We start from the raw sequence: 26,378 nt of genomic DNA, 5'->3' as shown, positions 1-26,378 counted from the left end.
TAATAATCACACAGTTGCGCCTTTAAATTAATTAGGGAGGCGAATATTATGGTTAGCGTCTTTGATATTTTTAAAATTGGTATCGGTCCTTCTAGCTCACACACTGTAGGTCCAATGAAAGCAGGTAAAGAATTTGTTGATTTACTTGCTGAAAAAAATCTCCTTTCTTCTGTTTCCCGCGTTATCGTTGATGTTTATGGCTCTTTATCTTTAACAGGTAAAGGTCACGCAACTGATATTGCTATTATTATGGGACTCGCAGGAAATTTACCTGATACTGTCGATATTGATTCTATCGCCCCGTTTATCAAACAAGTAGAAACAACCGGTCGCTTAATGCTGGCAAATGGCATAAAAGAAGTCGATTTTCCGGTTGAAGGCGGTATGAATTTTCATAAAACCAATCTACCTCTCCATGAAAATGGCATGACCATTACCGCTTATAACGGTGAACAGGTTTTATTGAAGAAAACCTATTATTCAATTGGTGGCGGTTTTATTGTTGATGAAGAGCATTTTGGTCAACCTGAAGAAAATGCGGTTCAAGTTCCTTATCCTTATCAATATGCGGCTGATTTACGTCGCCATTGCAAAGGAACTGGGCTTTCTTTATCTGCATTAGTGATGCAAAACGAATTAGCATTACGCAGTAAAGAAGAGATTTCAGCTCATTTTGCGGCTGTTTGGGAAGTGATGAAGTCAGGTATTGAGCGCGGTGTAAATACTGAAGGCTTATTACCGGGGCCTTTACGTGTACCTCGCCGTGCCTCTGCATTACGCCGTATGTTAGTAACCGAAGATAAAACCACAACCGATCCAATGACAGTTGTTGATTGGATTAACATGTTTGCCCTTGCCGTAAATGAAGAAAATGCGGCTGGTGGACGTGTTGTAACAGCACCAACAAACGGTGCCTGTGGCATTATTCCAGCCGTATTGTCTTACTATGATAAATTTATTCGTCCTGTAAATGAAAACTCTTACACTCGCTTTTTCTTAGTTGCTGGTGTTATTGGTTCACTTTACAAAATGAATGCATCTATCTCGGGTGCTGAAGTGGGTTGCCAAGGCGAGGTCGGTGTTGCTTGTTCAATGGCAGCTGGCGCATTAACTGAACTTTTAGGCGGTAGCCCAGAACAAGTTTGTATTGCGGCAGAAATTGCGATGGAGCATAACTTAGGACTTACCTGCGACCCTGTGGCAGGACAAGTACAAGTTCCTTGTATTGAACGTAATGCTATCGCAGCCGTACAGGCCGTAAACTCATCTCGTATGGCTTTACGTCGTGTCAGTGATCCTCGTATTTGTTTAGATAAAGTCATTGAAACAATGTACGAAACAGGTAAAGACATTAACGCTAAATATCGTGAAACCTCTCAAGGCGGATTAGCCATTAAAATTTCTTGTGACTAAACCAGAGAGTCTCAATACAGATATTTATGATAGATAAGGCGCTGATATCAGCGCCTTTTTTATTTATTAACATCAATCTCAATGCCCTTCTTTTTTTAATATCATCTTTTTTGTATGAGATTAAATTATCATCCTTAGTTAAAATACGTTTTTCAAAAGAGCAAAGCATCACTCAATAGTGATAATTTAAAGAAAAAGTAGGAGCTAACAACAAAAATTATTTAAATGGCGTGACGATGAACATGTTATCTAAAGTAAATAACTATAAATTAATCAATCTATTGGCGATATTTAGATTATTGTCTAAAGTTGATAAGTAAAGATCACTAGAGACATCATAAGCGGGATAAAAAGAGAACTAAAATGAAATCAGATATTCAAATCTCCCAAGAAGCACACCTCTTACCTATTCAGGACATTGCTAAAAATTTAAATATTGATCAAGACGATATCGAGTTTTATGGCAAATACAAAGCCAAATTTAGCCACAGCATTTGGTCAAAAATTGCGACAAAAAAGCCCGGAAAGTTAGTTTTAGTTACAGCAATTAATCCAACACCTGCTGGTGAAGGTAAAACAACGGTCACTGTTGGATTAGGGCAAGCACTTAATCATCTTGGAAAAAATGCCATTATTGCATTGCGAGAACCCTCTTTAGGCCCTTGCTTTGGTATTAAAGGTGGAGCCACAGGTGGTGGTTATTCGCAAGTCGTTCCAATGGAAGATCTCAATCTTCATTTTACTGGCGATTTTCATGCTATTACTTCTGCCAATAACTTGCTTGCAGCCATGCTTGATAATTCAATTTATCAGGGTAATCCTTTAAATATCGATCCTAAAAAAATCGTGTTTAAACGTTGTATGGATATGAACGATCGCGCTTTACGTAATATTGTTGTGGGATTAGGTGGCGAAAAAGACGGTATTACAAGAGAAGATAACTTTGTTATTACTGTTGCTTCTGAAATTATGTCTATCCTTTGTTTGGCAATGGATATTGATGATTTAAAACAGCGACTTTCTCGTATCATTGTTGCCTATTCTTATAATGGTGATCCTATTACAGCTAGCGATCTGCAAGCTGTTGGAGCAATGGCAAGTTTATTAAAAGATGCAATTAATCCTAATTTAGTACAAACACTCGAAAATACGCCAGCCATTATTCATGGAGGCCCTTTCGCTAATATTGCTCATGGATGCAATAGTGTAAGAGCAACAAAATTGGCACTTCAACTTGCAGATATTACCGTGACAGAAGCCGGTTTTGGTGCTGACTTAGGTGCTGAGAAATTCTTTGATATAAAATGTCGGATCAGTGGATTACGCCCAGATTGTGCTGTCATTGTTGTAACCACTAAAGCGCTAAAATATAACGGTGGTTTAGGCAAAGGTGAATGGAACAATGAAGATTTAGTTGCCCTTGAAAAAGGGATTGTAAATCTTGAAAAGCACATTGAAAACCTTAAAAAATATGGCTTACCGGTGATTGTTTCTCTTAATGCTTATGTCACTGATAGTATTGCAGAGCACCAGTTTATCGAACAATTTTGCCAAGATAGAGATTGCCGATTTGCAATTACCAAAGTGTGGGAGAAAGGAGGCGAAGGCGGTATTGAATTAGCGAATCAAGTGATTGATACACTTGAAAATGAACAGAGCCAATTTCAATTAATTTATCCTGATAATGCCTCACTTAGTGAAAAAATTAATACTGTCGCAAAAGAGATCTATGGAGCAAATGGTGTGACCTACAGCCAACATGCTCGCAAAATGTTGGAAAAGATAGAAAGTATGGGTTTTGCTCATTTCCCTGTCTGTATGGCAAAAACTCAATATTCACTCTCCGATGATCCCACCTTATTAGGCCGCCCTACTGATTTTACAATCAACGTGCGTGAAGTATATGTTTCTGCGGGTGCTGGTTTTGTTGTCGCTTTAACGGGTTCTATCACAACAATGCCTGGATTACCGAAAACCCCTGCCGCTATCGCAGTGAATGTTGATAATCAAGGTAAAATCGATGGGCTTATTTAAGTTCTAAACTAGAGATATTCCCTTACTTTATTGAATATAAAAAATCCGTAATCATTAAATAATTACGGATTTTCTCTATAAAAATAATAGCTAGTCTTTCTTTTTGGGTGAAAAACTCAGTAACGCTTTGATAGAACCATTATTAGTGTATTAACCAAAAATAGCATTAAACCAACCAGATACTGTTTTAACAACAAAATCCCAGATACGACTAAAGATCCCACCTTCTTCAACCGCTTCTTTTACAACCAATGGGCGCTGTTCAATCACTTCATCATTTAATAAAAAGTTAACTGTACCCACAACCTGATTTTGAGTTAACGGCGCTTCTAATACAGGATTGGTTAAAGTAAAAGAGGCTTTCAGGTTTTTCAATTCACCTTTAGGAATAGTAATTGAGGCATCATTAGCAACCCCTAACGCCACTTCACCTTTATCGCCGTACCACACTTTTTGAGTTGTCAGTGGTGTACCTGCTTTTACTGGTGTTACCGTTTCAAAAAAGCGGAAACCCCAACCTAATAATTTTTCACTTTCAGCAAAACGCACTTTATCTGATGGTGTTCCTAAAACAACAGCAATTAAGCGCATATCACCTTCAGTTGCCGAAGAAACAAGATTGTATCCTGCTCCATTGGTGTGACCTGTTTTCACACCATCGACATTCATATTTTTATTCCACAATAAACGGTTGCGGTTTGGCTGACGAATATTGTTGAAGGTAAATTCTTTTTCTTTATGAATTTCATACTCTGAAGGTACATCGCGGATCATGGCAGCCGTAAGTAATGCCATATCTTGTGCAGTGGTATATTGTCCATCAGAATCTAACCCATGAACGGTTTTAAAGTGTGTGTTTTTTAAACCGAGATTCTTAGCATAGGAATTCATTAAATCAACGAAGGTTTCTTGACTGCCCGCAACATGTTCTGCTAATGCAATACTGGCATCATTACCAGATTGAATAACCATACCGCGATTTAAATCAATCACTTTGACCTGATCACCCGGTTTCAAGAACATCAATGATGATCCCTTCAATACCGGATTTCCCGTTGCCCATGCATTACGCCCAACAATAACCATATCGTCAGGTGACATACGACCTTCTTTGATAGCTTGTCCAACAACATAGCTACTCATGATTTTTGTAAGACTGGCGGGATCTAAACGCTCATCAAGTTTTTCTGATGCCAGAATTTTTCCGCTGTTGTAATCCATTAATACATAAGATTTTGCCTCTATTTGAGGAGGTACCGGATTATTTACCGCAAATGAAGGACTAGAAATAATTAGCAGTAAACCCATTCCCGCGGTAACCTTACCCAGAACAGATGGAATATTTTTTTTCATTACCGATCACCCTTTTATATCAATTTGTTAAAGCTTTCCTACTATATGGCTTTCTGGAATAAGACGCCAACATTGATATATAGAGATTTATCTTATATTCATATTTAGCGCCCTATAGAGGGAAATTTTATTACTTATCGTGGTTTAGGAGACCTTTATGTTAAAAGTCTGGGGTAGAAAAAACTCATCTAACGTTAAAAAAGTTCTTTGGTGCTTAAAGGAATTAAATGTTCCTTATGAACAAATCGATGTTGGAGGCCCTTTTGGTGGACTCAATGAAGCAAATTATTTAACTATGAATCCCAACGCTTCAATTCCAACCTTACAAGATGATGACTTTGCTTTATGGGAGTCTAATACCATTATTCGTTATTTATGTGCAAAATATGAAAATAACACACTCTATCCCATTGATCCTAAACAACGAGCAAATGTAGAAAAATGGATGGATTGGTCAAATGGCAGCCTATTTGCGCCCATTCAACAAATGATGATCATGATTGTTCGCACACCTAAAGAGCAGCAAAACCCTGAGATTGTTAACACATTGAAAGAGAAGCTTAATAAATTAATTAAAATTGCTGACGACCAACTTGCAAAAACAACTTATTTTGCAGGAGATGAATTCTCTCTTGCTGATATAGCGATCGCACCATTGGTCTATCCATGGCTAGAAGTTTGCAAAGATAGACCAGACTTCCCTCACATTGAGCGTTGGTTTGCACAATTAAGTGAAAGACCTATTTTCCGTGATATCGTGTTACTGCCTGTAAATTAAGTTAATTCATTGGCATTTTGTCGGGATCTGGATAATGGTAATGAAATCCAAGATCTCGACAGATCTCCTGACCATCAATCTCTCGTATTAAAGGTTTCTCTTCCTCAGCAAATTCTGGCGGAATAAGTTCGAGTTGATTTGACACTCTTGAGTAAAAATCTTTCTTTTTAGGATGAATTGGGGCACATAAATTATATAAATGGCCACCTTCATTCTGCGCAAGAAGTTGTTCGACAGCAAAAATTACATCATCCAGGTGGACTAAATTAACGCATTGATGAGCGCCTTTGACCTGTTTTTTACCTGATAAAAAACGTCCTGCATGACGACCCGGCCCGACTAATCCAGCTAATCGAAGAATATCAACCGTGGTTAATGGTAAACGATGTAGCCAGTTCTCAACTTCTGCTAACATTTTCGCTGATTGTGTTTCTGGTCGAATATCCATTTCTTCCGTGATATTACCTGTTTGATTGCCATATACAGAAGTAGAGCTAATGTAAATGACTCTCGTAACATGGCGAGACATTGCGCTATCCACCAGCGTTTGAATGGCTTCAACATAATCATAACCGCCACCAGCCGCACTTGGCGGTAACGTGATAATGAGGACGTCCGTTTCCATTAAGTAATCAAAATCATCTCTATCACATTCAATTGCGGGTGTTAAATTCACTAAACAGCAGTCAACGCCACTCATTCTTGCTGCTTCTACGCCATCTTCGGTGGTTTTAGTCCCTTTAACTTGATAGCCTGCATCACGCAACGCAGCGGCAAGTGGTAAACCTAACCAACCTAATCCTACGATGGTTATTCGTTTCATTTTGCTCCCCTACTTAAATGGCTTAGTCAAAGTATGCTATAAAATTTTCGTTTCGCCATTACTTATAAATACTACTTATATTTCGTGAACGTTTAGCATATCCCTATATACTCGCCTACTTGTCCCATTAAGTAAATAAGAGAAATATTAAAATTACATTAAAAACAAAAGGTTACAAAATAATTAAATTATTATTAAAAAATAGGTTGCTTTCTGCTTTGTAAATCATGTAGGTTGAAAGGCAGACAAATTCTAAATGCAGGTTACTAAATACAGATTAACAGTAACGGGCATTATTAAATAACAAATAGTGTTATTAGCTAGGAAAATAATTATGTATAGCATTCAACTAAACCACCATCATCACCATCACCCTGACTAGTCTTTCAGGCGATGAGTGCTGGAAGACGTTTAAGAAACGCTTCCGGTGGTCTGAATGCAGATAACAACTAAAACCCCGGAAGGCAACTTCCGGGGTTTTTTTATAGCTAATTTTCATCACAAAAATATGGACAATGATAGGGTAATATTATGTTAGATAAAGCAAGATTAAGAATTGCGATGCAAAAATCAGGACGTTTAAGTGATGAGTCTCGCGCCCTTTTAGCGCGTTGTGGCATCAAAATTAACTTAAATCAACAGCGCCTGATTGCTTACGCTGAAAATATGCCAATCGATATTTTGCGTGTTAGAGATGACGATATTCCGGGATTAGTAATGGATGGCGTTGTTGATTTAGGGATCATCGGTGAAAACGTTTTAGAAGAAGAGTTATTAAAACGTCGTTCTCAAGGTGAAAACCCAAGTTATCTGACGCTACGTCGTCTTGATTTCGGTGGCTGTCGTTTATCTCTCGCAACACCTGTCGATTTCGATTATCAAGGTGCGGAATGCTTAAATAATACTCGTATCGCAACCTCCTATCCAAACCTGCTCAAACGTTATTTAGACCAAAAAGGTATCAAATTTAAATCGTGTTTATTAAATGGCTCTGTTGAAGTCGCCCCTCGTGCGGGTCTTGCTGACTCCATCTGTGACTTAGTTTCTACTGGCGCAACATTAGAAGCGAATGGATTAAAAGAAGTTGAAGTGATTTATCGCTCAAAAGCATGCTTGATCCAACGTGACGGTGAAATGGAAGCCGATAAACAAGCACTTATCGACCGCTTACTGACACGTATCCAAGGTGTTATTCAAGCTCGAGAATCAAAATATATTATGTTACACGCGCCAAGTGATTGCCTTGAAGATGTAATTGCATTACTTCCGGGAGCTGAACGACCGACTATTTTACCTCTGGCAGGTGACCAAAATCGCGTCGCAATGCACATGGTAAGTAGCGAGACTCTATTCTGGGAAACAATGGAAAAGCTTAAAGCATTAGGTGCAAGTTCAATTCTTGTTTTACCAATTGAAAAAATGATGGAATAAGGTGAAATGATGAAAACGGGTTTTAATACATTAACTTACTGGAATAAATGCACTAAAGAACAGCAACAAGTGCTATTAACTCGCCCTGCTATTTCTGCATCAGGTTCAATTACAGAACAAGTTGCTAGCATCATTTCACAGGTACGCAATGATGGGGATAAAGCGCTTAAAGCACTTAGCCAAAAATTCGATAAGGCAGCGCCGGAAAGTGTTTTGGTGTCAAAATCGCAAATCGATGAAGCCTCATCAAGACTTGATAGCAAAATAAAACAGGCAATAGCACAAGCGATGAATAATATTCGTCGCTTTCATGAAGCGCAAATTCCTAACACTATCAACGTGGAAACACAGCCCGGTGTATTTTGTCAGCAAGTCAGCAGACCCATTGATGCAGTAGGCCTTTATATTCCCGGAGGTTCGGCACCATTACTATCAACGGTAATGATGTTAGGTATTCCAGCCCGTATTGCTGGCTGTCGCAAAGTGATTCTTTGCTCACCGCCCCCTATTGCTGATGAAATTTTATATATTGCTCAACAAATTGGTATTGATGAAGTCTTTCAAGTCGGTGGCGCGCAGGCAATTGCAGCTATGGCGTTTGGTACTGAATCTATACCTAAAGTTGATAAAATTTTTGGACCCGGTAATGCTTATGTGACTGAAGCAAAACGCCAAGCAAGTCAATCGCTACAAGGTGCCGCAATTGACATGCCAGCAGGTCCCTCTGAAGTACTAGTGATTGCTGATGCGGACGCAAATCCTGCATTTATTGCTGCTGACTTACTTTCTCAAGCTGAACACGGCCCTGATTCACAGGTTGTATTATTAACACCGGATGAAACACTTGCTAAAGCTGTTATTGCTGAAACTGAAACACAACTGGCACTATTAAGCCGTGCTGAAATCGCGAAACAAGCACTTGCAGAAAGCCGAGTCATTATTACTCGTGATCTCGACCAGTGTATTGAAATTAGTAACAGCTATGGTCCAGAACACTTAATTATTCAAACCAATGATGCTGATACCCGTGTTGATAGCATTACCAGCGCTGGCTCTGTTTTTCTTGGTGCTTGGTCGCCTGAATCTGCGGGGGATTATGCTTCTGGTACGAATCACGTTCTACCGACTTATGGCTATACAGCAACCTACTCAAGCTTAGGCTTAGCTGATTTTATGAAACGTATGACAGTGCAGAAACTCACCGCACAGGGTTTATCTGATTTAGCACAGACCATTGAAATATTAGCGCAAGCAGAACAACTCACTGCACACAAAAATGCTGTCACACTTCGCGTTAACGCTTTAGCTCAGGGGAAAAAAGAGTGATGAAAACTGAATTTGATATCAATACACTTGCAAGAAAAAATGTACGTGAATTAACACCTTATCAGTCTGCTCGGCGCTTAGGAGGAAATGGTTCTGTTTGGTTAAATGCCAATGAATACCCTATCGCACCTGACTTTACTTTTAATGAAAAAAACTTAAACCGTTACCCTGAATGTCAACCTGTTAACGTCATTAACCGTTACGCAAAATATGCCGGTGTAGAGACTAATCAAGTCTTAGTGAGCCGTGGCGCAGATGAGGCGATTGAGCTTCTTATTCGTGCGTTTTGCGAGCCGGGTAAAGACGCCGTACTTTATTGCCCACCGACATATGGAATGTATAGCGTTAGTGCTGAAACTTTCGGTATAGAACAGCGTGTTGTTCCTGCACTTGCTGATTGGAGTCCAGATGTCAAAGCCATCGCATCACAGCTTGATAATGTAAAACTTATCTATCTGTGCAGCCCTAACAACCCGACAGGAAATCTTGTTGATCCTTCGCTTATTCGTGATGTATTAGCGTTGGCTAAAGATAAAGCCATTGTTGCAGTAGATGAAGCCTATATTGAATTTTGCCCACAAGCATCAATTGCTTCATGGCTTGAAGATTATCCGAATTTGGTTATTTTGCGAACCTTATCGAAAGCTTTTGCTTTAGCAGGGCTTCGTTGTGGATTTACGCTTGCCAACCCACCTGTCATTGAATTATTACTAAAAGTGATCGCTCCGTACCCGCTTTCAACACCAGTTGCAGATATTGCTGCGCAAGCGTTAACAGAAGCAGGTATTGAGATAATGAAAAAACGAGTAGCAGAAATTTCTCGCAACAGAGCCATTTTATCTGATTCGTTAAAAAAACTGCCTAATGTTGAACAGGTTTATAACAGTGAAACCAACTATATTTTAGTGAAATTCACTGATGCGACTCTAGTTTTCCGTACATTATGGGAACAAGGGATTATTTTACGCGATCAACAGCGTCAATATGGGCTTAATGGCTGTTTGCGTATTTCTATCGGTACCGCAGAAGAATGTGATAGCGTGATTAATGCCATAAAAAATATTCAAACTGCAAACGTATAAAACATTAAAAACGATAACAACAAAAAATCGCAACTGAGGGATCTCAACCATGAGCCAAAAAATTCTTTTTATTGACCGTGATGGTACTTTAATCACTGAGCCACCAACAGATTACCAAGTTGATAGACTTGATAAACTAGCCTTTGAAAATGGCGTGATCCCCGCACTTACTGCTCTGCAAAAAGCGGGTTATAAACTCATTATGATCACAAATCAGGACGGATTAGGCACAGAAAGTTTTCCTCAAGCAGATTTCGATCCGCCTCATAATTTAATGATGCAAGTTTTCTCATCTCAAGGGATCTCATTTGATGATGTGTTAATTTGTCCTCATAAACCTGAAGACAACTGCCCTTGTCGCAAACCAGAAACAGGGCTTGTCACCCAGTATTTAGTTGATGGTGCACTAGATAAAGATAACAGCTATGTCATTGGTGATAGACAAACTGATATTCAGTTAGCTGAAAATATGGGTATCAAAGGCCTGCTTTATAATACCGATAAGCTCAATTGGGCGATTATCACAGAGCAACTAACGAAAAAAGATCGCTATGCCCACGTTGAGCGAAAAACCAAAGAAACACAAATTGCGATCGATGTTTGGCTTGATCGTGAAGGCAATAGCCAGATCAGCACAGGTGTCGGTTTTTTTGATCACATGCTTGATCAAATTGCCACACACGGCGGCTTTCGTATGAACATCAATGTTAAAGGTGACTTAGTTATTGATGATCACCACACGGTGGAAGATACCGGTCTTGCTTTGGGTGAAGCATTACGTGAAGCATTAGGCGATAAACGAGGTATTGCTCGTTTCGGCTTTACATTACCAATGGATGAATGCCTTGCAAGTTGTGCGTTAGATATTTCTGGCCGTCCACACCTTGAATACAAAGCCGAATTTAAATACCAGCGTGTCGGTGATTTAAGTACAGAGATGATTGAACACTTTTTCCGTTCACTCTCTTATACGATGGGTTGCACATTGCACCTGAAATCGAAAGGCAAAAACGATCACCACAAAGCTGAAAGCTTATTTAAAGTCTTTGGTCGTACATTACGCCAAGCCATTCGTGTCGAAGGCAATACTTTACCCAGCTCAAAAGGTGTTTTGTGATGAAAGTGGTTATTCTTGATACAGGTTGTGCCAATTTAGCCTCTGTCGCTTACGCCGTTAAGCGACTTGGTTATGATCCCATTGTTTCCTATGAAAAAAACGTTGTGTTATCTGCGGATAAGCTCTTTTTGCCCGGAGTAGGAACAGCTAGAGCAGCAATGGAACAACTCAAAGCACGTGAGCTAATTCCTTTAATTAAAGCATTAACACAACCTGTTTTAGGTATTTGTTTAGGCATGCAAATATTGGCTTCACTAAGCGAAGAAGGCAAAGATATTCCTTTATTAGGTTTAGTTGATGGCACCATAGATAAGCTTGATACGGCAGGATTACCACTACCTCACATGGGTTGGAACCAAGTATTAGCAAAACCAGGACATCCTCTTTTTCGTGATCTTGGTGATGATGCTTGGTTCTATTTTGTTCATAGTTACGCTTTAGCGCTCAATGAATCGACGATTGCTGAAACTGAATACGGCTCGCGTTTTAGTAGCGCAATTCAAAAAGATAATTTTTATGGTGTGCAATTTCACCCAGAGCGTTCCGGGAAAGCAGGTGCTCAACTTATCAAGAACTTTTTGGAGATGTAACCCATTATGATTATTCCAGCATTAGATTTAATTGATGGAAAAGTAGTTCGTTTACATCAGGGTGATTATGCAAAACAGCGTGATTATGATGATAATCCGCTGACTCGCTACCAACAATATGAAAAAGATGGCGCAAAATTACTTCACTTAGTGGATTTAACAGGTGCAAAAGATCCTTCTGCTCGCCAAATTTCACTACTAAAAGAGCTTGTTGCTTGTGTCAATGTACCAGTACAAGTGGGTGGAGGCATTCGCACAGAAGATGATGTGAAATCGCTACTCGATGCAGGAGCAAGCCGAGTTGTTATTGGCTCAACCGCAGTCAGCCAACCTGAAATGGTAAAAACATGGTTTGAGCGCTATGGCGCAGATGCCATTGTGTTAGCCCTCGATGTTCGTATTGATAAACAAGGTAAAAAATGGGTAGCTGTCAGCGGTTGGCAAGAAAACTCATCCTATACACTTGAAGATATCATCGAGCTTTATCAAAGTGTGGGTTTAAAGCATGTGCTGTGTACTGATATTTCTCGTGACGGCACATTAGCGGGTTCTAACGTCGAACTGTATAAAGAAATTAGCCAGCGTTTCCCCGATATTTTATTCCAAGCGTCGGGCGGTATTGGTGATTTACAAGATATCGCAGATCTTCCAGCATCAGGTGTTGCCGGTATTATTGTTGGTAGAGCATTATTAGAAGGCAAATTTACATTAAAAGAGGCGATATCATGTTGGCAAAACGCATAATTCCTTGTCTTGATGTTCGAGATGGACAAGTTGTTAAAGGTGTTCAATTTCGTAATCATGAAATCATTGGTGATATTGTTCCTCTCGCTGAGCGCTATGCCAAAGAAGGCGCTGATGAACTGGTATTTTATGATATTACAGCATCTTCTGATGGTCGTGTTGTTGATAAAAGCTGGGTATCGCGTGTCGCTGAAGTGATTGATATTCCTTTTTGTGTTGCGGGTGGTATTCGCTCTGTTGAAGATGCGGGGAAAATTCTCTCATTTGGTGCAGATAAAATTTCGATTAACTCCCCTGCACTTTCCGATCCTTCACTGATATCTCGTTTAGCAGATCGCTACGGTGTACAGTGTGTTGTTGTGGGTATTGACACTTGGTTCGATGAAAAAACAGGAGAATATTTAGTTTATCAATTCACAGGCGATGAAAAACGTACACAACAAACGCACTGGAAAACCCTTGATTGGGTACGCGAAGTTCAGCAACTTGGTGCCGGTGAAATTGTTTTAAATATGATGAACCAAGACGGCGTGAGACAAGGCTATGACCTAAAACAACTTGCTCTAGTACGTCAAGTTGCAGATGTTCCTATTATCGCATCAGGAGGAGCAGGCGAAATGTCACACTTTCTTGATGCATTTAAATTAGCCAATGTTGATGGCGCTCTTGCAGCCTCTGTTTTTCATAAACAAATAATTAATATCAACGAACTAAAACAGTATCTTGCAAAGAATGACGTTAAGGTAAGAATATAATGAATAGTGCAAAAGTCGCGCAATTAGATTGGGAAAAAGTCGATAATCTCATGCCTGTGGTTATCCAAAATGCCATTTCAGGTGATGTATTAATGCTAGGCTATATGAACAAAGAAGCATTAAATGTCACTCTAGAAAGTGGGAATGTTACCTTCTATTCACGCACTAAACAGCGTTTATGGACAAAAGGTGAAACTTCAGGCAACTTCCTAAAATTAGTCAATATTTATCCTGACTGTGATAACGATACTTTACTTATTTTAGCTAATCCTATTGGCCCAACTTGCCATAACGGCACTGAAAGTTGTTTTGCTCCAGCACAGAGCCAATGGGGATTTCTCTATGAGCTTGAGAATTTATTACGTGAACGCAAAAATGCCTCACCAGATAGCTCTTATACTGCCCGCCTTTATGCCAGTGGTACAAAGCGTATAGCCCAAAAAGTGGGAGAAGAAGGTGTAGAAACCGCGTTGGCTGCCACTGTTAATGACAGAGAAGAGCTAAAAAATGAAGCCTCTGATTTGCTCTATCACTTAATGGTGCTATTACAAGATCAATCATTATCACTCTCTGATGTAATAGGTTGCCTTCAAGAGCGCCATAAAAAAGCAGAGTGATTTCTAGGTAATTAACACACTCTAAAGACTGAGTTTTATTCTTAAACTTAGTCTTTTTTTATACATTAAATTTAGTACATAGTACTAATATAAGTTTGTTTTTAGTACTGAGTACTATTATGATAGGATCAATGGATGGAACCTAGATGAACTATTTAGAGTTTATTGAAACAATGGTTTTCAGCAGAGACAGAAAAAAGCTCATGGATGATGATGAATTTAGATCACTTCAAACTTATATGTTAGAAAATTATGAAAATGGAGACACCATTGCCCATACTGGTGGTTGCAAAAAGATACGCTGGTATCGAGCGGGGAGCGGGAAAAGTGGTGGAGTTAGGATTATTTATTATACAAGAACGATCACAGGAAGATTATATTTGCTTCTTATCTATCCTAAAAATAGTAAAGACAACCTAAGTGCTCAAGAAAAAAACATTCTAAAATCTTTAAGTGATAAATTAAAATAATAATTAAATAATTTATTACCTTTAATGGAAACATATAATGGATAAAAAACTATTTGATGATCTCGTTAGCAGCATGGAAGAGATGGTTGCCATTGAAAATGGTGAAATATCCCCTGCCAATGAAAATGTCCATCGCATAGAACTACCAGATGTGAAAGCGATACGTAAACATAGTGGAATGAAACAACAAGAATTTGCGGATGCTATTGGATTAAGTGTTGACCTAATTCGTAGTTGGGAACAAAAACGCAGAACGCCCTCAGGCATTGCACTAAAAATACTTTACCTTATTGAAAAACAACCCAGCATAATCAATGTACTACAAACAATACATATATAAAAAACATATACGTAAAAATAAATATATAGATAAAAATAAATATATAGATAAAAAAGCACCTCAATCATAAATTTTGAGGTGCTTTTTTATTACTTTATTAAGAGATAAAATAACAAGTATTAGTTGTCATTTATTCCTTACACATTACATTGCTTGGCGGAATAACTCGATAACATCACTTTCAGAACCCTGGACTGGGTTAGTGATCGCACAAGCATCTTTCAGCGCATTTTCAGCTAATGTTTTGAAGTCTTCTTCTTTCACGCCTAATTCTTTCAGACCTGCTGGAATACCAACATCTTTAGCCATTTTACGAATTTCTTCGATACATGCTTTAGCACCTTGCTCATCGCTCATTGCAGAAACATCAACACCCATTGCTTGTGCGATATCTTTTAAACGACCCGCAGCTGCTTGAATGTTATAAGCTTGAACATGTGGTAATAAAACCGCATTACACACACCATGAGGTAAGTTATAGAAACCACCTAATTGGTGAGCCATAGCATGCACATAACCTAAAGAAGCATTATTAAATGCCATACCTGCTAAGAACTGAGCGTAAGCCATATTTTCACGAGCTTGTGCATCACCACCATTATCAACAACTTTACGTAAAGACTCGCTGATCATAGTAACTGCTTTTAATGCACACGCATCAGTAATTGGATTTGCAGCAATTGAAACATACGCTTCAACAGCATGAGTTAATGCATCCATACCTGTTGCAGCGGTTAAACCTTTTGGCATACCAATCATTAATTCTGAGTCATTTACAGATAAGATTGGGGTGACGTTTTTATCAACGATAGCCATTTTGATATGACGCGCAGTATCTGTGATGATACAAAAACGTGTCATTTCTGAAGCTGTACCTGCTGTGGTATTAATTGAAATTAGTGGTAATTGAGGTTTGGCTGAACGATCAACACCTTCATAATCTGCAATTTTTCCACCATTCGAAGCTACTAACGCGATGCCTTTCGCGCAGTCATGTGGAGAACCACCACCTAAAGAAATTACACAGTCACATTGATTTTCTTTCAGCAGAGCTAAACCCGCTTCTACGTTTTCAACTGTAGGGTTAGGTGCAGTACCATCATAAGTTACGCTAGAAATACCAGCTTCTGTCAGTAACTTACTGACTTTATCAACAACACCCAGTTGATTTAAAATGCTATCAGTGACGATCAACGCTTTATGAAAACCGAAGTCTTTCATTGAACTTACAGCATCAGCAAGGCAACCAGCACCAATTTTATTTACAGAAGGGATATAGAATGTTGAAACTGCCATTATTGACTTCCTTTTTAGTAATTAAATCTACGTTTTAATATGTTCTATTCTTTTTGTTCTTAAATTGATCATCATCAAAATAATGAATAAATATCAATTTGTTTATCATGTTATTACAGGTAATTAAATAAAGAAGCCCAATTACCCTATTAATTCAATAGGATAATACTATTAACATATTATCATTTGTAACAAAATAATTTGAAAAGCTTATCAAAATAATCAAAACCAGCCGTAAACATCACAGCAGAATATTTTTTTTAAAGTCGTATAATGACCTCAAAGAAATAACTTATTAAATCAGGAGTCATTGATGTCTTTGACTATTTTTGAGCAACTTACTGCTTTATTAGATAATAACCACGCTACTTACCGTGTTATGGAACACCCTACCGCAGGTCGTTCTGAAGAAGTTGCAAAAATCAGAGGAACACAATTAGGACAGGGAGCAAAAGGACTTGTTTGTCATATAAAAGGTAACGGCATTAAACAACATGTTCTTGCAATACTACCCGCCGATAAACAAGCTGATCTATCAAAACTCGCTCACCAAATTGGTGGAACAAGAGCTTCTCTAGCAAGCCCTAAAGAAGTAGATGATCTTACTCAATGCGTATTTGGTGCAATCCCACCTTTTAGTTTTCATCCTGCACTGAAGCTTGTCGCTGACCCACTACTTTTTGAACGTTTTGATGAATTAGCTTTTAATGCAGGTACATTAGAGCGTTCAATTATTCTTAATACGCAAGATTACAAACGTATTGCACAACCTGAATTAATCTCTTTTATTCGAGATGAAGAAAGCGAGTAATAAAAATAACTGATTTATTTTTAACAATTACCCTAGCCATAATTCAGCTAAGGGTAATTGTTATCATGACCGTTATTATTGTGTCTTTTTTCATTGATTGTCCTTTACTTACTTCTATGATTTATCCAATTCATCGATAAGAGATACTTCCGAGTTTCCCGCAATACTCGCCTTTATTATTGTTCTTTCTGAATGCTTATTTGTTTGTTGGTTAGAGTTTATTTATATTGAAGGGTTTATCAGTGATTCATTTTTCCCTTAATAATAAATACAATAAAAACAAATAATTGAAAGTCAATTCCCCCTCTACTTCTCCTTATCCATATTTTTTACATTTAAATCATTTTATTTACCAAAAAGAAAAACTAAATACACATGATTTTAAAGAAATACAATAAATTAAAACAAATTATAATTTCATTAACTTATTGATTTAAGAAAAATAAATCTCACAAATGGCGATAAATTGAAATTAAATCTAATTTTTTAGATGAAGAGCACAATATTTGATAAAATCAACTTTATTTTATTGACCTGATTTACGCATACCTTTAAGTTACCTGTCACAACAAAATAAATGTAAATAATAATTTACATCATAACTTCTCTTTTATTTAGTCAATATCTTTCAGTTACAGGGAATTTTTATGCAGACTTCATCCCGCAAGCTCCCCTTTTATCGTGTGTTATATATCCAAGTTATTATTGCTATCATTTTCGGTATTCTATTAGGGCATTTTTACCCTGATATTGGTGAGTCATTCAAACCTTTGGGTGATGGATTTATCAAAATAGTAAAAATGATCATCGCACCTGTTATCTTTCTAACCGTAGTAACAGGCATTGCTGGTATGAGCAACATGAAGGCCGTCGGAAAAGTAGCCGGTAAATCAATGATTTACTTTCTCACATTTTCTACAATTGCATTGGTTATTGGATTAATCACTGCCAATATTATTCGCCCTGGTGATGGTTTAAATATCTCTCCTGAATCATTAGACAGTAGCCGAGTAGAAATGTATGTCACTCAGGCGCACAGCTCTTCTCTTGTTGATTTTTTTATGAATATCATCCCTGATACTATCGTTAGCCCATTAGTTAACGGTAATATCTTACAAGTGCTGTTTGTTTCTGTCGTTTTTGGTCTGGCGTTAGCATCAATAGGTTCACGAGGCGAGCCTGTATTAAAATTCTTACAGCATCTTTGTGAACCTGTCTTTAAGATGGTTGGTATGCTAATGAAGTTAGCGCCTATTGGTGCCTTTGGTGCAATGGCTTTTACGATAGGTAAATATGGTATTTCTTCCATTGGAAATTTAATGTTGTTGGTAATTACTTTTTATTTAACAGCATTACTTTTCGTATTAGTCGTTTTGGGCGCGGTTGCTAAATATAATGGTTTTTCTATTCTCTCTTTAATTAAATACATAAAAGATGAACTTTGGTTAGTGTTAGGTACTTCTTCATCTGAAGCCGCACTACCTACATTAATGAGTAAAATGGAGAAACTAGGATGTAAAAAATCCGTCGTCGGTTTAGTTATTCCAACTGGTTACTCCTTTAATTTAGACGGTACTAATATTTATATGACCATGGCAGCCCTGTTTATTGCACAAGCAACGGGCGTTGATTTGTCATTAACAGAACAAATTACATTACTCTTTGTTGCCATGATTAGCTCAAAAGGCGCAGCAGGTGTCACTGGTGCTGGTTTTATTACTCTAGCGGCAACATTATCGGTTGTGCCTAGCGTTCCTGTCGCAGGTATGGCGCTAATCCTAGGTATCGACCGTTTTATGTCAGAGTGTCGCGCATTAACCAATCTTGTCGGTAATGCTTGCGCCTGTATTGTTGTCGCTCGCTGGGAAAATGCATTAGATAAACAAAGAATGAATGATGTTTTTAGTGGAAAAATATCCGAAGAGGCTCACTTAGATATTGATTTTACATCAGATAAAATAAATGAAAAAACACATTATATAAAAGCATCTGAACAATAGTTTTTATATTTCTTAATTAAAATATCAATAAAAAGAGAGTATTTAAATGCTCTCTTCTTCTTAAGCAATAACGATAAAAATAACAGTATTTATTCCCTACTGACAAATACTGTCATTAAGATAAGCTAGAATAAGTGTTATAGAAGATATAAGGACTTCAACTATGACACATTTCGATCATCAACAAGGTAAATCCCTTCTTATTGATAATGCTGAAATTTATATTGAAACACTTGGTGATCCTAAAAATTACCCTGTGATTTTATTGCATGGAGGAATGGGAAATTTAACTTCGTTTAACCCTTTAGTTGATTATTTAAAGAGTTACTACCTTATTGCTATAGATTCTAGAGGACACGGCAAATCCACATTAGGTGATATTTCATTAACCTATCAGCAATTACAGTCTGATGTAGAAACCGTGATTAAAACTTTTGAACTCAAAAAATGTGCCCTGATTGGACATAGTGATGGTGGGATTGTTGCTTTACGTTTAGCGGCTAAAAACATCTCCACAATTGATAAAGTCATCACGATTGGTGCCAGTTGGCAATTAACGGATGATGATCCTGCTAAAGAGATCTATCAAGAAATTACGCCTGAATATTGGCGACACAATTTTCCTCAAGAATGTGAATATTACCAAGATATTAATTCCAAGCCTGATTTTGAACGCCTATTTAATCAAGTTAAAGCAATGTGGTTAGATCAAAGTACAACTGGCTATCCTAATGAAACAATTAAGAATATTCATTGCCCAGTGTTAGTTTGCCGTGGTAATAATGATATGCTGGTTTCTTTATCTCACTCACAAGAAATCGTCGATAATATTGAATCAGCCTCATTACTGAATGTGCCCTTTACTTCACATGTTGTGCATGAAGAAAAACCTCAATGGCTAGCTAATATTTTTAATGATTTTTTAAATAATCTAAATAGTTAAAATAGATATTACTGAGCTTATTAAACGACGATAATCATTAAATAAAATAAAAACCATAATGAAAAAACCTCACTTAATTAAGTGAGGTTTAAATTAAAAACTTAAAATCTAAATATCTGTGATAATTTCACTTTGTGGCAATCTTGATTTTGGTAAGTTATAGTTAAAATCATCTTCTTCTCTATAACCTAATGCAACAATTGTCACGGCATGAAGACCTTTATCATTTAAAGAAAATGTTGAATCTATTTTGGATAAATCAAAACCTTCCATTGGAAGAGCATCTATTCCTAACGTTGCTGCTCCAAGTAATAATGATCCCATATTTAAATAAACCTGCTTCTCTATCCAATGAGATAAATCACCAAGTTGTTTTTCATGTAGATTAACAAAAAATGATCTTGCAAGATTATTTTGCTCTTTAAATTCGGCTGCTGGATATCGTCCTGCTTTATCTTCTAATTCAAGCAAATGAGAGAGATATTCTTCAGACAATGTATTTCTTGCACACATAACCACAACATGTGAAGCACTTAATATTTTCTCTTTATTGAACTCATATCCACCCTCTGTTGAGCCAGCAATTTTCTGCTTAGCATCATCAGTTTTTGCGATGATAAAATGCCATGGTTGAGTGTTCACACTTGATGGGCTTAGTTGTAATAATGCTTTAATTTGTTCTAATTCTTGCTCAGGGATCACTTTGTTTTTATCAAAATGTTTTGTCGCATAACGTGTTTTCAATATCTTTAATAAATTCATTTATTACACCTATTCCAAATAAGACACTTGTATCGGGATCATTTTAATTATAATTTACCATCTAGCAAGTACGTACAATTTATGTATATAGGATACAAATGGATACTGTCAAAAAGAATAGATATAACGACTATACCTATGATGGATGCCCTGTTGAAGCGTCTTTAGAACTAATGGGAGGTAAAGGAAAAGGTATGATCCTTTACCATTTACAGGGAAAAATACTGCGATTTAATGAGTTAAAAAGAAAACTTATTTCAATAACGCCTCGAATGCTGACTAAACAGTTGCGTGAACTTGAATCTGACGGACTTATTGAGCGCAAAGTGTATGCTGAAATTCCGCCTAAAGTTGAATATAAACTAAGTGAAGATGGTGAATCACTTTCTCACGTTTTAGCGGCACTACAAAGCTGGGGAGAAGAAAGAGCAATCCCTATATTAGAAAGATCTGCCAATAGAAAATAACATTAAAGAGTGATGCTACTACTTTTTCAACAACTACTCTGCAATATAAGTAATTGAATATTTGTTTTTATTAAATAAAAAAAGGTGCTGTATTACCAGCACCTCAAAAGATTTTAACTTATTGTTTTAAAAACTTATTCCATCCACTCTGTATGGAATACGCCATCTTTATCAGTACGTTTATAAGTATGCGCACCAAAATAGTCACGTTGAGCTTGGATTAAGTTTGCTGGTAACACTTCTGCACGATAGCTATCGTAATAAGAAATAGCCGCAGAGAATGTTGGAGTTGGAATACCTGCTTGTACGCCATAACAAACAACATCACGCAGAGCTTGTTGGTAATCATCAGCGATTTGTTTGAAGTATGGTGCTAACAGCAGATTTGCAATGCTTGCATCTTCGTTATAAGCATCTGTAATTTTTTGCAGGAATTGAGCGCGAATAATACAACCCGCACGGAAAATCTTCGCGATTTCACCGTAGTTTAAATCCCAGTCATATTCGTCTGATGCAGCTTTCAGTTGTTGGAAACCTTGAGCATAAGAGACAATTTTACCTAAATACAGTGCGCGACGTACATTTTCAATAAAGGCTTTTTTATCACCAGAGAATGCTTTAGGTGTTGGGCCTGATAACACTTTAGAAGCAGCAACACGTTGATCTTTTAATGAAGAGATATAACGTGCAAATACAGACTCAGTGATAAGAGTAACGGGTACACCTAAGTCTAAAGAGCTTTGGCTAGTCCATTTACCTGTACCTTTATTTGCTGCTTCATCAAGAATAACATCAACAAGGTATTTACCTTCGTCATCTTTTTTACGGAAAATATCAGCGGTAATTTCAATCAGGTAGCTACTTAATTCGCCTTTATTCCACTCGGTAAAGGTTTCTGCTAATTCTTCATTAGTTAGACCTAAAGAGTGTTTTAATACTGAATACGCTTCTGCAATCAGTTGCATATCGCCATATTCGATACCGTTGTGAACCATTTTTACATAGTGACCCGCACCATCAGCACCGATATAAGTCACACAAGGTTCACCTTCAGCAACAGCTGCAATTTTCTCAAGGATTGGAGCAACTAATTCGTAAGCTTCTTTTTGTCCACCTGGCATGATTGAAGGACCTTTTAACGCACCTTCTTCACCACCAGAAACACCCGTACCAATAAAGTTAAAACCTTGAGCCGATAATTCACGGTTACGACGAATAGTATCTTTAAAGAAAGTATTTCCGCCATCGATAAGGATATCGCCTTTATCTAAATGCGGTGTCAATGCAGCAATTGTTTTATCCGTTGCTTCACCCGCTTTTACCATTAATAAAATACGGCGCGGTTTTTCTAACGAATCAACAAACTCTTCAATAGAATAATTCGGAACCAGTTTTTTACCTGGATTTTCAGCGATAACTTCGTTGGTTTTATCGCTTGAGCGGTTGTAGATGGATACAGAATAACCACGGCTTTCAATATTTAGCGCAAGGTTACGTCCCATAACTGCCATACCAACCACGCCGATTTGCTGTTTTGACATGAAAATAACTCCCGTCTGAAAATAAACCTGCCAGTATCAATGTACTGACAATTTGTTAACCTGATCACATAGTAACTCACTCTCTCACTTGGTGGTAGTTATTGATGTAATTGGTATCACAATCTTTTAGACAAAATGAAATTATTCCTCTGCGATCGATAATAAATTATTGAAAATTTCCTTCAAATTGCTCATTATTCCCAAGTCGGCATATGCCGTCTTTATAGAAGGTAAAACAAACTGTATGGAATGGATCTTGGATCCGACGATCTGGGTAGGACTTTCCACCCTAATTGTTCTCGAAATCGTACTTGGTATTGATAACCTTGTTTTCATTGCTATTCTGGCAGACAAACTCCCAGCGAAACTAAGAGATAAAGCACGTATAACTGGCTTATTGTGTGCCCTTGTTATGCGAGTTGTGTTGTTATTTAGCCTCTCTTGGCTTATCACTCTGACAAAACCTCTTATTACACTGTTTGATCATCCTTTCAGTGCAAGAGACTTAATTATGCTGCTCGGAGGGATATTCTTGCTGTTCAAAGCCACTATGGAGCTTAATGAACGGCTAGAAGGTAAAGATCACAACGAAGGGAAACAACGTAAAACGACCAGCTTTTGGTCTGTCGTTGCACAAATTATCGTACTGGATGCGGTATTCTCGCTTGACTCAGTGATAACCGCTGTGGGTATGGTTGATCATTTAGGCGTTATGATTGCGGCTGTCACTATTGCAATGTTCTTGATGATCCTTGCAAGTAAGCCTTTAACAAACTTCGTCAATAACCACCCAACCATTGTTATCTTGTGTTTAAGCTTCTTGCTGATGATTGGTTTTGCATTAGTTGCCGAAGGCTTTGGTTACGCCATTCCAAAAGGTTACCTGTATGCAGCGATTGGCTTCTCTATCATGATAGAAGTCTTTAATCAGTTAGCACAATTTAACCGTCGCCGATTCTTATCAGCTTCTCGTTCTTTACGTGAACGAACAGCTGAAGCGGTATTACGTATTATTAATGGTAAGCCTGAATCATCCGAATTAGATCATCACACATCTGATTTAGTCTCTAATGCTGAAGAGGTATTTGATCCACAAGAACGCCAAATGATTGTGCGTGTGCTTGGTTTAAGCCAACGTAATGTGAACAGTATCATGACGTCTCGCCATGATGTTGAATATGTAGACTTAAATTCAACACAAGATGATATCCGCCAATTATTGGAAAAGGACCCCCACTCTCGCTTAGTGATTACTGATGAACAACACAGTGATGAACCTGTTGGTGTGGTTAATATTATTCAATTGTTGAATCAACAATTGCGTAATGAACCTCTAAACTTACGTTTACTGGTCACACAACCGTTGATCTTCCCTGAAGGTTTATCTTTACTACAAGCGTTAGAACAGTTCCGTAGTGCTCACACTCACTTCGCCTTTGTTGTAGATGAATTTGGTTCAGTAGAAGGCGTCGTGACACTGACTGACGTTATGGAAACCATCGCAGGTAACTTACCAGTCAGTTCTGAAGAAAACGATTCTCGTCACGACTTGGTTCAAAATGAAGATGGTTCATGGACAGTTAACGGCTTTACACCACTTGAAGACTTAGTGCTTTATATTCCAATCAAATTGGATGAAAAACGTGAGTATGAAACCTTAGCGGGCTTATTAATGGAACACTTACAACGCGTACCAACCGTTGGTGAAAAAATCTTGATTGATGGTATTGAGTTTGAGCCATTAGAAGTGAATAACCATCGAATTAATAAAGTACGTATTGTAGAACCGACACCTGAAGACGAAGAAAACGTTGACGAAGCGTAATCTCTGTCAAATAGCAAAATATCCGCCTTTATGGCGGATATTTTTTATCTGAAGATTGTGTCTACTGGAAAATAATATGCATACCAATGTCAGCGTTAAAATCGTTTGGTTAACCTCTATTGAAGGAGGAAGGCAATCACCACCCCCTTTGAGTGGTTTTTATTATCCAACCATTCAACTACCTTATGAACCAAATAGTTGGAGCCTTGCAATTGAAATCACTCACACACAGAAAGAGTCAGAGCATTGGGTAAGTAAGGGTAATATGCAGTTTTTAGTTGAACATGCCCCTCATCATTTATTAGAAGAATTAGAAAAATTTGAAATTTATGAAGGCCCTAAAAAAGTCGCAGATGTTTTTATTCAGTTTAACTAATTATTTTTTATACGATTTTTCTTAAACAAATAAAAAAACGGGCTTTGTTTTATCACAAAGCCCGCCAATAAAATTTAAAACAATAATTCTAGATTAATTCAGTACAATAAAAATTAACCCAATGTACTTGGTACAAGAATTTCAGTAGCAACAATAACAATAACAAGACCAACTAATACAGGGACAGAAACACGTTTCATCACTTCAAATGGTGAAATTTTTGCCATACCTGATACCGCAACCACAACACCAGAAACCGGTGATAATGTACGGCCTAAGTTTGAAGCTTGTAACATTGGAATAGTTAAATAAGCTGGGTTAACCCCCATATTGCTTGCTAAACGAGGAATTAATTCAACGAATGCATAGAATGGTGCGTTACCAGAGCCTGTGGTCATTGCCGCTAACATGGTAATTAATACCAGTGCAATCATCATCACAATCGCACCTGAACCTAATGACTGAGCACCTTCGATTAATGCATTAATAAAGCCAACCGTTGTTAAACCTTGAGCAAATACCCCTGCTGCGACTAATAACATAACAACTTGAGCAAATGCATCTGCCATACCGCGGTAAGCAACTTCTAAACCTTCAAAAACTTGTTTTGCACTAAAGCTACGAATAAATTCGATCACAGCCGCTAAAATCATACAGATAATAATAATGGCAACAATATGGAGCTCTGGTAACCATTTACCATCAAAAACGAGAACACCAATGATTGGCGTAAAAGGTAAAATCGCATAGAAACTTGGTGCGTGAGTTTTGATCTCATTCACGTCTAACATTTCAGTTTCAATGTGCTCTTTACGGTCAAGATAACGTTGCCAGAAGAAGTGAGCAATACACATACCAATAATTGCAGCAATAGAGATAGGTAATGTGGTTTTAAATGCGAAATCAATCAGCGGCATTTGAGACGCTTCAGCGGCTAAAATAACATCACCTGATGTTGGCGCTAAAATAATTGAGGCTGGAGACGCACAAATTGCAGCAGCGGCACCGCGACTAATTCCCATATTCACCATGACAGGGAACAGCGTTGCCATTAATAACACACCTAAACCTGTTGCGGATGAAACAGCCAGTGACATCAAACATGCAACAATGTAAGCCGCAACCATCAGAAGATAGGGTGAGTTAATCATTTTTAGTGGGCGTGATGCTAATTTAACAACAACATCATTAGCACCGATGTGTGTCATATAAGAAGCAAAACCACAAAGTATCATGATCATCATACCTAAATCGCCACCACGGCTCATTAGTAGATTTTTCACATACTCAACAATATCAATTAAACCATAACCTGTCGCAGTTGCGCTTGCAGGTAAAACAGCTCTTCCCATAATAACGCTGATGATCAGTAATAACAGACCACCCGTCATTAAGACACCTGTTGGTGAATAGCCTTTTACAATATAACGTCCAACACCTACAGCAACGAAGGCGCCGATAAGAATTTCAATCATTTATTTATC

General features: G+C 37.8%; 25 protein-coding genes and 1 other annotated feature. Of the genes, 19 read left to right on the top strand and 6 right to left on the bottom strand.

The genetic code is table 11. The features are described 5' to 3' along the window. The first annotated feature begins 48 nt into the window (after window positions 1-48). The gene (locus ABN236_RS01055) at window positions 49-1,413 is read left to right on the top strand and encodes an L-serine ammonia-lyase (protein WP_349473179.1); all 1,365 of its coding nucleotides are present in this window, start codon (window positions 49-51) and stop codon (window positions 1,411-1,413) included. 363 nt (window positions 1,414-1,776) lie between these two features. Further along, the gene (locus ABN236_RS01050; RefSeq protein ID WP_349473178.1) at window positions 1,777-3,447 is read left to right on the top strand and encodes a formate--tetrahydrofolate ligase; all 1,671 of its coding nucleotides are present in this window, start codon (window positions 1,777-1,779) and stop codon (window positions 3,445-3,447) included. Between the two features lie 150 nt (window positions 3,448-3,597). On the opposite strand, the gene ABN236_RS01045 is transcribed toward ABN236_RS01050, so the two are convergent. Next, entirely contained in the window at window positions 3,598-4,800 is a 1,203-nt protein-coding gene (locus tag ABN236_RS01045) for a serine hydrolase (RefSeq protein ID WP_194952125.1), read from the bottom strand. Window positions 4,801-4,957: 157 nt separating this feature from the next. Here ABN236_RS01045 and ABN236_RS01040 point away from each other — a divergent pair, with 157 nt between their 5' ends. After that, window positions 4,958-5,578, top strand: a complete 621-nt coding sequence (locus ABN236_RS01040; protein ID WP_349473177.1) for a glutathione S-transferase family protein — start codon at window positions 4,958-4,960, stop codon at window positions 5,576-5,578. 1 nt (window position 5,579) lies between these two features. Here ABN236_RS01040 and ABN236_RS01035 read toward each other — a convergent pair whose 3' ends face one another. Then, window positions 5,580-6,401, bottom strand: coding sequence for an SDR family oxidoreductase (locus ABN236_RS01035; protein WP_088493329.1), 822 nt, complete (start codon window positions 6,399-6,401; stop codon window positions 5,580-5,582). A 357-nt stretch (window positions 6,402-6,758) separates the two neighbouring features. Further along, window positions 6,759-6,888, top strand: a sequence feature (His leader region). A gap of 44 nt (window positions 6,889-6,932) precedes the next feature. On the opposite strand from ABN236_RS01035, the gene hisG reads away from it, so the two are divergent. The 10 genes from hisG (at window position 6,933) to nadS (ending at window position 14,873) form a co-directional block, all read left to right on the top strand. Continuing rightward, window positions 6,933-7,832 (top strand): ATP phosphoribosyltransferase, encoded by a 900-nt coding sequence (gene hisG / locus ABN236_RS01030; protein ID WP_194952123.1) that lies wholly within the window; start codon window positions 6,933-6,935, stop codon window positions 7,830-7,832. A 6-nt stretch (window positions 7,833-7,838) separates the two neighbouring features. After that, entirely contained in the window at window positions 7,839-9,158 is a 1,320-nt protein-coding gene (gene hisD, locus ABN236_RS01025) for a histidinol dehydrogenase (protein ID WP_088493331.1), read from the top strand. After that, entirely contained in the window at window positions 9,158-10,240 is a 1,083-nt protein-coding gene (gene hisC / locus ABN236_RS01020) for a histidinol-phosphate transaminase (RefSeq protein ID WP_349473411.1), read from the top strand. The genes hisD and hisC overlap by 1 nt, the downstream gene beginning before the upstream one ends. Window positions 10,241-10,289: 49 nt before the next feature. Then, window positions 10,290-11,357: a bifunctional histidinol-phosphatase/imidazoleglycerol-phosphate dehydratase HisB gene (gene hisB, locus ABN236_RS01015; RefSeq protein ID WP_088493333.1), complete on the top strand. Its 1,068-nt coding sequence runs from the start codon at window positions 10,290-10,292 to the stop codon at window positions 11,355-11,357. Continuing rightward, complete coding sequence (gene hisH / locus ABN236_RS01010) at window positions 11,357-11,947, top strand: imidazole glycerol phosphate synthase subunit HisH (RefSeq protein ID WP_088493334.1); 591 nt, start codon at window positions 11,357-11,359, stop codon at window positions 11,945-11,947. The genes hisB and hisH overlap by 1 nt, the downstream gene beginning before the upstream one ends. 6 nt (window positions 11,948-11,953) lie before the next feature. Further along, window positions 11,954-12,691 (top strand): 1-(5-phosphoribosyl)-5-[(5-phosphoribosylamino)methylideneamino]imidazole-4-carboxamide isomerase, encoded by a 738-nt coding sequence (hisA, locus tag ABN236_RS01005; RefSeq protein ID WP_088493335.1) that lies wholly within the window; start codon window positions 11,954-11,956, stop codon window positions 12,689-12,691. Then, window positions 12,673-13,446: an imidazole glycerol phosphate synthase subunit HisF gene (gene hisF, locus ABN236_RS01000; RefSeq protein WP_023581269.1), complete on the top strand. Its 774-nt coding sequence runs from the start codon at window positions 12,673-12,675 to the stop codon at window positions 13,444-13,446. The genes hisA and hisF overlap by 19 nt, the downstream gene beginning before the upstream one ends. Continuing rightward, the gene (gene hisIE / locus ABN236_RS00995; RefSeq protein WP_193775117.1) at window positions 13,446-14,063 is read left to right on the top strand and encodes a bifunctional phosphoribosyl-AMP cyclohydrolase/phosphoribosyl-ATP diphosphatase HisIE; all 618 of its coding nucleotides are present in this window, start codon (window positions 13,446-13,448) and stop codon (window positions 14,061-14,063) included. The genes hisF and hisIE overlap by 1 nt, the downstream gene beginning before the upstream one ends. Before the next feature lie 146 nt (window positions 14,064-14,209). Next, window positions 14,210-14,533 carry a type II toxin-antitoxin system RelE/ParE family toxin gene (locus ABN236_RS00990; protein ID WP_088493337.1) on the top strand — a complete coding sequence of 108 codons (324 nt, stop codon included), beginning with the start codon at window positions 14,210-14,212 and terminating at the stop codon, window positions 14,531-14,533. A 37-nt stretch (window positions 14,534-14,570) separates the two neighbouring features. Beyond that, window positions 14,571-14,873: a NadS family protein gene (gene nadS, locus ABN236_RS00985; RefSeq protein WP_088493338.1), complete on the top strand. Its 303-nt coding sequence runs from the start codon at window positions 14,571-14,573 to the stop codon at window positions 14,871-14,873. Window positions 14,874-15,017: 144 nt separating this feature from the next. Here the strand turns inward: nadS and yiaY are convergent, their stop codons facing one another. After that, a complete protein-coding gene (gene yiaY, locus ABN236_RS00980) occupies window positions 15,018-16,169 on the bottom strand; it encodes an L-threonine dehydrogenase (protein WP_088493339.1) in 1,152 nt (383 codons plus the stop codon). Window positions 16,170-16,482: 313 nt separating this feature from the next. On the opposite strand from yiaY, the gene ABN236_RS00975 reads away from it, so the two are divergent. The 3 genes from ABN236_RS00975 (at window position 16,483) to ABN236_RS00965 (ending at window position 19,923) form a co-directional block, all read left to right on the top strand. Then, a complete protein-coding gene (locus ABN236_RS00975; protein ID WP_088493340.1) occupies window positions 16,483-16,980 on the top strand; it encodes a YbaK/prolyl-tRNA synthetase associated domain-containing protein in 498 nt (165 codons plus the stop codon). A gap of 647 nt (window positions 16,981-17,627) precedes the next feature. Next, window positions 17,628-18,980 carry a dicarboxylate/amino acid:cation symporter gene (locus ABN236_RS00970; protein ID WP_193775118.1) on the top strand — a complete coding sequence of 451 codons (1,353 nt, stop codon included), beginning with the start codon at window positions 17,628-17,630 and terminating at the stop codon, window positions 18,978-18,980. Between the two features lie 163 nt (window positions 18,981-19,143). Then, window positions 19,144-19,923, top strand: coding sequence for an alpha/beta fold hydrolase (locus tag ABN236_RS00965; protein WP_349473176.1), 780 nt, complete (start codon window positions 19,144-19,146; stop codon window positions 19,921-19,923). A 108-nt stretch (window positions 19,924-20,031) separates the two neighbouring features. On the opposite strand, the gene nfsB is transcribed toward ABN236_RS00965, so the two are convergent. Beyond that, complete coding sequence (gene nfsB / locus ABN236_RS00960) at window positions 20,032-20,685, bottom strand: oxygen-insensitive NAD(P)H nitroreductase (RefSeq protein ID WP_088493341.1); 654 nt, start codon at window positions 20,683-20,685, stop codon at window positions 20,032-20,034. Between the two features lie 98 nt (window positions 20,686-20,783). Here nfsB and ABN236_RS00955 point away from each other — a divergent pair, with 98 nt between their 5' ends. Further along, window positions 20,784-21,152 (top strand): winged helix-turn-helix transcriptional regulator, encoded by a 369-nt coding sequence (locus ABN236_RS00955; protein ID WP_349473175.1) that lies wholly within the window; start codon window positions 20,784-20,786, stop codon window positions 21,150-21,152. Between the two features lie 134 nt (window positions 21,153-21,286). Here the strand turns inward: ABN236_RS00955 and gnd are convergent, their stop codons facing one another. Further along, window positions 21,287-22,693, bottom strand: a complete 1,407-nt coding sequence (gene gnd, locus ABN236_RS00950; protein ID WP_349473174.1) for an NADP-dependent phosphogluconate dehydrogenase — start codon at window positions 22,691-22,693, stop codon at window positions 21,287-21,289. Window positions 22,694-22,937: 244 nt separating this feature from the next. Here gnd and ABN236_RS00945 point away from each other — a divergent pair, with 244 nt between their 5' ends. Both ABN236_RS00945 and ABN236_RS00940 read left to right on the top strand, forming a co-directional pair. Next, window positions 22,938-24,518: a TerC family protein gene (locus ABN236_RS00945; RefSeq protein ID WP_088493342.1), complete on the top strand. Its 1,581-nt coding sequence runs from the start codon at window positions 22,938-22,940 to the stop codon at window positions 24,516-24,518. A 76-nt stretch (window positions 24,519-24,594) separates the two neighbouring features. Beyond that, entirely contained in the window at window positions 24,595-24,894 is a 300-nt protein-coding gene (locus tag ABN236_RS00940) for a hypothetical protein (RefSeq protein WP_349473173.1), read from the top strand. A 113-nt stretch (window positions 24,895-25,007) separates the two neighbouring features. On the opposite strand, the gene dcuC is transcribed toward ABN236_RS00940, so the two are convergent. After that, a complete protein-coding gene (gene dcuC / locus ABN236_RS00935) occupies window positions 25,008-26,369 on the bottom strand; it encodes an anaerobic C4-dicarboxylate transporter DcuC (protein WP_036912153.1) in 1,362 nt (453 codons plus the stop codon). Between the last annotated feature and the right edge of the window lie 9 nt (window positions 26,370-26,378).

The sequence above is a fragment of the Proteus sp. fly-1013 genome (assembly GCF_040140245.1).
GTDB classification, from domain to species: Bacteria; Pseudomonadota; Gammaproteobacteria; order Enterobacterales; family Enterobacteriaceae; genus Proteus; species Proteus mirabilis_B.
This window is presented reverse-complemented; position numbering and strand designations above follow the sequence as displayed.